The organism is Brevundimonas sp. EAKA (assembly GCF_000698025.1).
Taxonomy (GTDB): domain Bacteria; phylum Pseudomonadota; class Alphaproteobacteria; order Caulobacterales; family Caulobacteraceae; genus Brevundimonas; species Brevundimonas mediterranea_A.
On sequence record NZ_JMQR01000130.1, the window covers coordinates 1 to 8,164 of the forward strand.

The window sequence follows — 8,164 nt, forward strand, 5'->3', positions numbered from 1 at the left end:
GGTTGCACAGGCCCTGGGTGCCGGAGACGGCGCGCACGGTGCCGATGTCGCCCGAGCGGTAGCCGCCTTCGAGTTCAACGCGCCAGTTGGGGTTGAAGCGATAGCCGAGACGGGCGAAAGCCGCCCAACCGTCGTTCACTTCATAGTTCCAGTTGGCGCCCGTCGTCGACGATTCGGCGTTGATGTCGTCGATCATGTGGTAACCGGCGTCGATCGCGCCGTACCAGCCGTTCGGTTCCGCCGAGGCCGCGCCAGCTGCGAACAGCCCTGCGACGGCGACGGAGGCGAGAAGTTTGAGCTTCATAGCTTCCTCAATCTGTAAAATGCCTGAAGCCGAGCTGCTGCCCGACGTTCCCGAGCCAAACGGCATCGCTGGCCGGTTGTTCCGCCCGCCTGGGATGAATGTGGCGACTGTGGCGCCGTTTCAACACAATGGGCGAACGAGGGTCGGGAAACCGCGCCGTTCGTGACGTGTCGCGGCTTGCGTTGACGCCGCGTGAGGGGCCTAAGTTCGTCGCAGAGGAAACCGTTCTGGTCTCAAGTCGCGCGTAAGGCGCGACAGGCCCGCCCAACACAGAAGGATCTCCGTCATGCGTGAAGCCGTCATCGTCTCCACCGCCCGCACTCCCACCGGCCGGGCCTATCGCGGGGCCTTCAACGACACCCAGGCCCAGCGGCTGGGCGCCCATGCGGTGAAACACGCGGTCCAGCGCGCCGGCGTCGATCCGGCCGAGATCGAGGACGTGATTATGGGCGCGGCCCTGCAGCAGGGTTCGACCGGCACCAACGTCGCCCGCCAGATCGCCCTGGCCGCCGGCCTGCCCTCTTCGGTTCCAGGCATGAGTCTGGACCGCCAGTGCGCCTCGGGCCTGATGGGGATCGCCACGGCGGCCAAACAGGTGATGTTCGACCAGCAGAAGATGGCGGTCGGCGGCGGGCTCGAGAGCATCTCCCTGGTCCAGAACCAGTACATGAACCTGTACCGGGCCAAGGACGAGGCTCTGCTGAAGCTGGCGCCCCACATGTATATGTCGATGCTGGAGACGGCCGAGGTCGTGGCCCGCCGCTATGACATCAGCCGCGACCGCCAGGACGAATACGCGCTTCAGTCCCAGCAGCGCACGGCGGCGGCCCAGGCGGCAGGCCGGCTCGACGCCGAGATCGTACCCATGACCACCACCATGCTGGTCACGGACAAGGCGACCGGCGAGACCACCTCCAGGGAGATCACCCTTTCGAAGGACGAGGGCAACCGGCCCGAAACCACCCTGGAGGGGCTGAAGACCCTGAAGCCGGTCTTCGGCGGCGGCGAGGAGATCGAGCAGGGCGAATACATCACCGCCGGCAACGCCTCCCAGTTGTCGGACGGCGCCTCGGCCTGCGTCATCATGGAGGCCGGCGAGGCGGTGAAGCGCAATCTCCAGCCGCTCGGCGCCTATCGCGGCATGGCGGTGGCGGGGGTGGAGCCCGACGAGATGGGCATCGGCCCAGTGTACGCCGTGCCCAAACTGCTGAAGCGCCACGGCCTGACGGTCGACGACATCGGCATCTGGGAGCTGAACGAGGCCTTCGCGGTCCAGGTCCTCTACTGCCGCGACACCCTGGGAATCCCGGACGAACTGCTGAACGTCTCGGGCGGCGCCATCTCCATCGGCCACCCCTACGGCATGTCCGGCGCCCGCATGACCGGCCACGTCCTGATCGAGGGCAAGCGGCGCGGCGCAAAATACGGCGTCGTCACCATGTGCATCGGCGGCGGCATGGGCGCGGCCGGGCTATTCGAGATCTTCTGAGGTTCCCGTCTCCTCCCTGTCGCGTAGCGATGGGGAGGATACGTCTAAACCTTCTCGCTGACCTTGATCGCCACCCGGCAGCCGGCCTTGATCACCCCGCTCAGCAGCCGATAGGCCGGGGCTTCGCGGCTGCCGTGTTCGATGGCATGATCGTGGTGGGCCAGCTCCTCGTCGCGGAACTGTTTCAGTTCGGCGGCCAGCGCGGGATCGCGCTCGCCGATCTCGGCGATCTGTTCGGCGTAGTGTTTCTCGATCACGCTCTCGACCGCCTCGGTGCAGGCGTGGGCCGCCTTCTCGCCCATCAGGGCCGTGCCCGCGCCCAGGGCCGAGGCCGCGATCCGCCACAGCGGCGTCATCGCCGTGGGCCGCACCCGGCGTTCGTTCAACAGCCGTTCGAACCGGGCCAGATGCACGGCCTCCTGATCCTGCATCTCGCCCAGGTCGCGCACCATGCCGCCGTGCGCCTTGCGGCCCTCGAACACGGCCTTCTGGGCGCGATAGATCAGGACCGCCGCATATTCGCCGGCGTGATCGACCCGCAGGATCTCATCCATCCGCGCCTTGTCGGCGCCGCGGCCTGGCCGGGGCAGAGGGGGACGAGGCCGGGAGTCGGGGGTCGCCGCGTCGGTCATGGCGTCAGGCCTTTTCGATCCGGGGGGCGCGGGCGTCCTTGGGGCGTTTGGCCGCCAGCAGGCTGAACCCCGCCAACGCGAGGGAGAGGAGGGCGTTCCAGCCGGCCATGGACAGGCCCAGCCAGCTCCAGGCCACGGCGTCGCACATGGCCACCCTCTGGGCCGGCCCCGTGCCGAGCGCCAGGGCGGTCAGGCTTTCCAGATCGACGCCGCCCCCGCCCATGCAGGTCGCGGGCAGGCTCCACCACTTGTACTCGCCGCCCATGTGGAAGACGGCGGTGACGGCGCCGGTGGCGAAGACGGCGGCCAGCAGGAAGGCGGCGATCCGGGGCGTGCCGCGCCGGCTGCCGCTCAGCAAGGTCCAGGCGGTGGCCACCGCCGCCACGGCGACCGCGCCCCAATAGACCTCGCGCTGTTTGAGGCAGAGGTTGCAGGGCGCCAGGCCCGCGAACCGCTCGAAGGCGTGGGCCGCGCCCAGCATGGCCAGCGACGCGGCCAGGGCGAAGGCGGTCCACCAACGGGTCATCAGGCGATAGATGTCTCTCATCGTGCAGCGGTCTTAACCCGCCAAGGCGTCGCCGTCGACTTACAGAAGCTTCAGCATCACGATCAGGGCGATCAACACCACCAGGCCGATCCCGGACCACAGCGCCAGGCGTTTCTCGACCTGGGCCAGCATGGCCGCGCCCCAGCGCTTCAGGATCCAGGCCTCGAGGAAGAACCGGCCGCCCCGGGTCACGACCGACGCCCCCATGAAGACCGGGAAACTGAAGGCCGCCAGGCCGGAGGCGATGGTCACCAGCTTGTAGGGAATGGGGGTCAACCCCTTGATCAGTATGACCCACAGCCCCCACTGGGCGAACCATTGGCGGAAATGATCCAGCCCGTCCGAATGGCCGAGAACCCGGAGGATCGCCAGGCCGAGATCGGTCAGGAAATAGCCGATGGCGTAGCCGAGAATCCCGCCCAGGACCGAGGCCAGGGTGCAGACCCCGGCGTAAAAATAAGCCTTCTCGGGCCGGGCCAGGATCATCGGCGCCAGCATCACGTCGGGCGGGATGGGGAAGAAGGAACTCTCGGCGAAGGCGACCATGGCCAGGGCGGGCGTCGCGTGGCGGCCTCGCGCCAGATTGAAGACGCCGTCATAGAGCTTGCGAAGCATGGAAATCCCCTGGCAGGGGCGACGCCCTAGCAAGACCTGCGTCCGACGTCACGCGCCGCGACATCGAAGCCCTCGCCGTCCGTTCCCGACGCCTCTAAAGGAGGCGGCATGACCCTCCCCTCTCCGTCCGGCCACGCCGACGACGTCAGCCACGACATCGCTCGCCTGTTGCGTCGGCTGTCCGACGACGGGGGCGAGGCCGGCCTGACCCTGGAAGAAATTCGCGACCGCCTGGACGAGCGCGCCTATGGGCTGCTGATCCTGCTGCTGTCGATTCCCTGCCTGGTCCCTGGCCTTTACGGCGTGCCCCAGGTGGTCGGGGTGGCCGTCATCCTGCTGGCCGGCCAGATGCTGGTGGGCCGGGAAGAGCCCTGGCTGCCGCGCTGGCTGCTGAAGCTGCGCGCCAGGGGTTCGTGGCTCAAGGGCATGGCCGATTTCGCCGAGTCGAAACTGGGCTGGATCGACCGGTTCTCCCGCCCCCGCCTGCGTCGCTTCGCCGATGGACCGGGCGAGAAGCTGGCGGCGGTCTTCATGATCCTGGCCACCCTGACCATCGTCCTGCCGATGACCAACACCATCCCCTCCGTGGCCCTGGCGCTTCTGTCGGTCGGCCTGATCCAGCGGGACGGCCTGTTCGTGATCGCCGGGGCGGCGGTGACGACGGCCTGGCTGACGCTCCTGGGCGTGGTGGCGACCGGCCTGCTGCTGGGCGCGGAATGGGCGACGCGCCTGCTGCCGGGCTGACCCCCTTCTTAAACGGAGGCGGGTTTTGGCAGTGCGATCCGGACGCCCATCCACAACAGGGCGCCGATAGCCGATATTCCGGCGTTGATGACCAGTCCGACGACCAGAAGAAACAGGAGAACGCCGACCGCCTGCACAGGCGAAGTGGCCGGAGCGCCGTTCATGAAGAACAGACCAGGCGACAGAAATGCGAGAAGTAGTCCCAACAGGGCCATCAGCACCTGAAACGTCGCCGCCACCGTGAATGTGACCAGGAACAGTCCGCCAAACGGTGCGCGTTTTAGATAGTCCATGTCTGTCTCCCCCAATGGCCACCCATCTGACACGCCAGGATTGCGGATGTCCATCAGAACTCCCTCACCCATCACGACCCCGTGGGACCGCCTTGGCTCTGTCGTCATCCGCGACTAGGTTCCGCGCCAATCGGCGGCCCCTTTCGGTTAAGCCCGCCACAGAAGCTACGCGGGAGACGCGCCATGAACGACATGACCCCCACCTCTGATCAGGCCCCTGCCCAGACGACGGCGGAACAGATCAACCTGGAAAACCCCCTCGGCGTCGATGGATTCGAATTCGTCGAATTCACCGGCCCGGAACCGAAGGCGATGATTTCGCGCCTTGAAATGATGGGCTTCACCCAGACTCATGTGAACCCGAAGACCGACGTGGTGCGCCTGAAACAGGGCGACATCTCCTTCCTGGTCCACCGCACGCCGAACGGTCAGGCCCAGGCCTTCGCCGCCGACCACGGCCCCTCGGCCAACGGCATGGCCTTCCGCACCAATGACGCCAAGGCCGCCTATGAGGGCGCGCTCCAACGCGGCGCCGTGGCGGCGACCGATGCGAACGGCGGGGCGCTGGGCGACTATCCCTATATCCTCCAGGGCATCGGCGGTTCGCTGCTGTACGTCATCGACCAGTATGGCGACGCCGGCTCGCTGTACGACGCCTGGGACGAGATCGAGGGCTGGGAAGAGGCCGAGCGCAAGAATTCGATGGGTCTCGAGATCCTGGACCACCTGACCCACAATGTCCGTCGCGGCCAGATGCGGACCTGGTCGGGCTTCTACGGCTCGGTGTTCAATTTCGAAGAGCAGAAGTATTTCGACATCAAGGGCAAGGCGACCGGCCTGTTCTCGCAGGCCATGATCGCGCCCGACCGCGCCATCCGCATCCCCCTGAACGAAAGCCAGGACGACAATTCCCAGATCGAGGAATTCCTGCGCCGCTACAACGGCGAGGGCATCCAGCACATCGCCCTGACCACCGAGAACATCTTCGAGACGGTCGAGGCCATGCGCGCGCGCGGCGTCGACTTCCAGGACACGATCGAGACCTATTTCGAGCTGATCGACAAACGCCTGCCCAACCATGGCGAGGACGTGGAGCGGATGCGCAAGAACCGCATCCTGATCGACGGTTCGGACGAGGAAGGCCTGCTGCTGCAAATCTTCACCCAGGACACCTTCGGCCCGATCTTCTTCGAGATCATCCAGCGCAAGGGCAACGAGGGTTTCGGCAACGGCAATTTCCAGGCCCTGTTCGACTCCATCGAACTGGACCAGATCCGTCGCGGCGTCATCAAGGTCGACGCCTGAATGCGGATGCGGCCGCCGACCTGGCTGCCCTGGCTCGGCCCGGCCCTCGCGGCCGGCGCCGGCGCCCTGGCGGGGGAGTTCTGGCTGGGCGGCGGGTTCTGGACGGTCCTGCTCGCCGCCCTGATCTGCGGCTTCGCTCCCATCGTCGCCTATCGGGTGTGGAAGCGGCTGCACCATCGGGAGTGATGGGCCGCGTCTGCCCCCTACTCCCGTCGCTCTCGGGCGTGTCCCCGCACAATTTCATCCACCTCGTGCTTGAAAACGCACCGCTTTTCAGATTGTCGCACCCATCGACCTGACATCGCCGGGGGTCGGGTTACAATCCACCGACGGAGGGACCGACCATGATGCGATCTGGACGAATTGCACTAATTACACTCTGTTTTTCCATCGTCGCCAGCCTTGCCCACGCCCAGGACCCGGCCGCTCCCCTCTGGTCCCTGGCCATCCACGGCGGGGCGGGGGTGATCGAGCGGGCCGGCCTGACCCCGGCTCAGGACGCCGCCTATCGCGCCGCCCTGCAACGGGCGCTGGACGCCGGATCGGCGGTGCTCGCGCGCGACGGCTCGGCGCTGGACGCGGTCCAGGCCGCCGTCCAGGTCATGGAGGACGATCCCCTGTTCAACGCCGGGCGGGGCGCCGTCTTCACTGCGGCCGGACGTAACGAGTTGGACGCCGCCGTCATGAACGGCGCGGACCTGACCGCCGGCGCCGTCGCCGGGCTGACCACCACCCGCCACCCGGTCGCCGCCGCCCGCGCCGTGATGGAACAGTCGCCCCACGTCATGCTGATCGGCCCCGGCGCCGACGCCTTCGCCGCCCAGGCCGGGCTGGAACAGGTCGATCCGGCCTTCTTCTTCACCGAACGCCGCTGGCAGGGCCTGATCAAGGCCCTGACCGAGGCCGGCTTGCCCCTGCCCGCCCGTCCTGCCGACGTATCGACGCCGGGAGCCCAGGCCGCCGTCGCCCCCCCGCTGAACGAGAGGAAGTTCGGCACCGTCGGCGCCGTGGCCCTGGACAGTCGGGGCCGCCTCGCCGCCGCCACCTCGACCGGCGGCATGACCGCCAAACGCTGGGGCCGGGTGGGCGACGTGCCGATCATCGGCGCCGGAACCTACGCCTCCAACGCCGACGGCTGCGCCGTCTCGGCCACCGGCTCGGGCGAATATTTCATCCGCTCGACCGTGGCGCGCGACATCTGTCGCCGCACCGCCGACGGCGCGACCGTCCAGGCGGCGGCCGAAGCCGAGATCGCCGACGTCGGCTCGATCGGCGGCGACGGCGGCGTCATCGTCATGGGTCTGACCGGAACCCCGGCCTTCGCCATGAACACCTCGGGCATGTATCGGGGGGCGGCGTCTTCGACGGCCGCCGCGCGCGTCGCGATCTACGCCGACGAACCCTGAGCCCCGATTTCAGACGATTCATACGTTTCATACCCTCTTTTTTTCAGACAGACCCCATGAGCCCGACCGACGACGAACTGACCGTGATGGCCGAGGAAGAGCTGGACGCCGCCTGCGCCATGCCCTTCGTCGAACTGAAGAAGATCACCCCCTGGGGCGACTCCTATGTCGGCTTCGCCCCGTCCGGCCGCGAGGTCGAGGTGGAGCGCCGCTATCTGTGGGCGGTCGAACCCGCAGGCGGGGTGGTCGTCGAGGTCGAGGTGCGCGACCCCGCCGCCCGCGCCGGCGCTGAGGCCAAGGCCCTGCTCACCGAACATCGTTAACCTTTCACTTGGCCCAGCTTCGCCGCTGCGGCATGATGTGGCGAGTGGGGGATGACAATGCTGCCGACACAAACCGACTTTCCCGCCGAGGTTGTTGCGACGCCCGTGATCTGGGACGGCGCGACCGCGTTCATCCTCTCGATCCTGAGCGCCGTGGCCGCCGCCGTCATTGCGAACTGGCTGGGCGTAAACGGCGAGCGTCGGCGACAGGAAGTCGTCCTGGTCACGATCATCAAGCGCAAGTACGAGATCATTCTGCAAGCGTCAGAACGCGCCATTCGCGCGGTCGGCGACGGAGAGCCGGCGGCGCGAGAGCTTGTGGCGACCGTCCGTCGCGAACTGGGATTTGTTCTGACCATCTGTTCTGGTCTTCCGCTCAAGAAGCTGGATGACGCGCTGGACGGCAAGGCGGCCGACAAGCCCAAGCCGAAGCCCCCGGAACCGAGCCCGCCCCCTGTGCGACCGGTCCCGATCAGCTACAAGCTGGAAGAGGCGAAGGTTCTCAC

At 67.4% G+C, this 8,164-nt stretch carries 12 protein-coding genes; 7 read left to right on the plus strand and 5 right to left on the minus strand.

The window, feature by feature from the left end; translation table 11 throughout:
- A partial coding sequence (locus tag ER13_RS14395; protein ID WP_035310309.1) for an outer membrane beta-barrel protein occupies positions 1 to 304 on the minus strand: 304 nt, incomplete at its 3' end.
- Positions 305 to 590: 286 nt separating this feature from the next.
- On the opposite strand from ER13_RS14395, the gene ER13_RS14400 reads away from it, so the two are divergent.
- Positions 591 to 1,793, plus strand: coding sequence for an acetyl-CoA C-acyltransferase (locus ER13_RS14400; protein ID WP_035310311.1), 1,203 nt, complete (start codon positions 591 to 593; stop codon positions 1,791 to 1,793).
- Between the two features lie 44 nt (positions 1,794 to 1,837).
- Here ER13_RS14400 and ER13_RS14405 read toward each other — a convergent pair whose 3' ends face one another.
- From ER13_RS14405 to ER13_RS14415, 3 genes are read right to left on the minus strand one after another with little or no spacing between them, the layout of a single operon-like run.
- Positions 1,838 to 2,425, minus strand: coding sequence for a demethoxyubiquinone hydroxylase family protein (locus tag ER13_RS14405; protein WP_035310313.1), 588 nt, complete (start codon positions 2,423 to 2,425; stop codon positions 1,838 to 1,840).
- 4 nt (positions 2,426 to 2,429) lie between these two features.
- Positions 2,430 to 2,972 carry a disulfide bond formation protein B gene (locus ER13_RS14410; protein ID WP_035310315.1) on the minus strand — a complete coding sequence of 181 codons (543 nt, stop codon included), beginning with the start codon at positions 2,970 to 2,972 and terminating at the stop codon, positions 2,430 to 2,432.
- Positions 2,973 to 3,011: 39 nt separating this feature from the next.
- Positions 3,012 to 3,587 carry a YqaA family protein gene (locus ER13_RS14415; RefSeq protein ID WP_008258849.1) on the minus strand — a complete coding sequence of 192 codons (576 nt, stop codon included), beginning with the start codon at positions 3,585 to 3,587 and terminating at the stop codon, positions 3,012 to 3,014.
- Between the two features lie 108 nt (positions 3,588 to 3,695).
- Between ER13_RS14415 and ER13_RS14420 the strand changes: the two genes are divergently transcribed.
- The gene (locus ER13_RS14420) at positions 3,696 to 4,331 is read left to right on the plus strand and encodes an exopolysaccharide biosynthesis protein (protein ID WP_035310317.1); all 636 of its coding nucleotides are present in this window, start codon (positions 3,696 to 3,698) and stop codon (positions 4,329 to 4,331) included.
- Between the two features lie 8 nt (positions 4,332 to 4,339).
- Here ER13_RS14420 and ER13_RS14425 read toward each other — a convergent pair whose 3' ends face one another.
- Complete coding sequence (locus ER13_RS14425; RefSeq protein WP_154726928.1) at positions 4,340 to 4,678, minus strand: hypothetical protein; 339 nt, start codon at positions 4,676 to 4,678, stop codon at positions 4,340 to 4,342.
- 138 nt (positions 4,679 to 4,816) lie between these two features.
- Between ER13_RS14425 and hppD the strand changes: the two genes are divergently transcribed.
- From hppD to ER13_RS14450, 5 genes are all read left to right on the plus strand, one after another.
- Positions 4,817 to 5,929 carry a 4-hydroxyphenylpyruvate dioxygenase gene (gene hppD, locus ER13_RS14430; RefSeq protein WP_052005136.1) on the plus strand — a complete coding sequence of 371 codons (1,113 nt, stop codon included), beginning with the start codon at positions 4,817 to 4,819 and terminating at the stop codon, positions 5,927 to 5,929.
- Positions 5,930 to 5,935: 6 nt separating this feature from the next.
- Positions 5,936 to 6,115, plus strand: a complete 180-nt coding sequence (locus ER13_RS14435; RefSeq protein WP_231492561.1) for a hypothetical protein — start codon at positions 5,936 to 5,938, stop codon at positions 6,113 to 6,115.
- Between the two features lie 158 nt (positions 6,116 to 6,273).
- Positions 6,274 to 7,335: an isoaspartyl peptidase/L-asparaginase family protein gene (locus ER13_RS14440; protein ID WP_035310322.1), complete on the plus strand. Its 1,062-nt coding sequence runs from the start codon at positions 6,274 to 6,276 to the stop codon at positions 7,333 to 7,335.
- 56 nt (positions 7,336 to 7,391) lie between these two features.
- Positions 7,392 to 7,658, plus strand: coding sequence for a hypothetical protein (locus ER13_RS14445; RefSeq protein WP_035310324.1), 267 nt, complete (start codon positions 7,392 to 7,394; stop codon positions 7,656 to 7,658).
- Positions 7,659 to 7,715: 57 nt separating this feature from the next.
- The coding region (locus ER13_RS14450; RefSeq protein WP_035310326.1) for a hypothetical protein at positions 7,716 to 8,164 on the plus strand (449 nt) is incomplete at its 3' end.

Excerpts from the sequence above, each read along its gene's own strand:
- ER13_RS14435 (WP_231492561.1), top strand. The coding sequence starts at position 5,936 with ATGCGGCCGCCGACCTGGCTGCCCTGGCTCGGCCCGGCCCTCGCGGCC.
- hppD (WP_052005136.1), top strand. The coding sequence starts at position 4,817 with ATGACCCCCACCTCTGATCAGGCCCCTGCCCAGACGACGGCGGAACAG.
- ER13_RS14400 (WP_035310311.1), top strand. The coding sequence starts at position 591 with ATGCGTGAAGCCGTCATCGTCTCCACCGCCCGCACTCCCACCGGCCGG.
- ER13_RS14440 (WP_035310322.1), top strand. The coding sequence starts at position 6,274 with ATGATGCGATCTGGACGAATTGCACTAATTACACTCTGTTTTTCCATC.
- ER13_RS14425 (WP_154726928.1), bottom strand. The coding sequence starts at position 4,678 with ATGGACATCCGCAATCCTGGCGTGTCAGATGGGTGGCCATTGGGGGAG.
- ER13_RS14420 (WP_035310317.1), top strand. The coding sequence starts at position 3,696 with ATGACCCTCCCCTCTCCGTCCGGCCACGCCGACGACGTCAGCCACGAC.
- ER13_RS14415 (WP_008258849.1), bottom strand. The coding sequence starts at position 3,587 with ATGCTTCGCAAGCTCTATGACGGCGTCTTCAATCTGGCGCGAGGCCGC.
- ER13_RS14405 (WP_035310313.1), bottom strand. The coding sequence starts at position 2,425 with ATGACCGACGCGGCGACCCCCGACTCCCGGCCTCGTCCCCCTCTGCCC.
- ER13_RS14410 (WP_035310315.1), bottom strand. The coding sequence starts at position 2,972 with ATGAGAGACATCTATCGCCTGATGACCCGTTGGTGGACCGCCTTCGCC.
- ER13_RS14445 (WP_035310324.1), top strand. The coding sequence starts at position 7,392 with ATGAGCCCGACCGACGACGAACTGACCGTGATGGCCGAGGAAGAGCTG.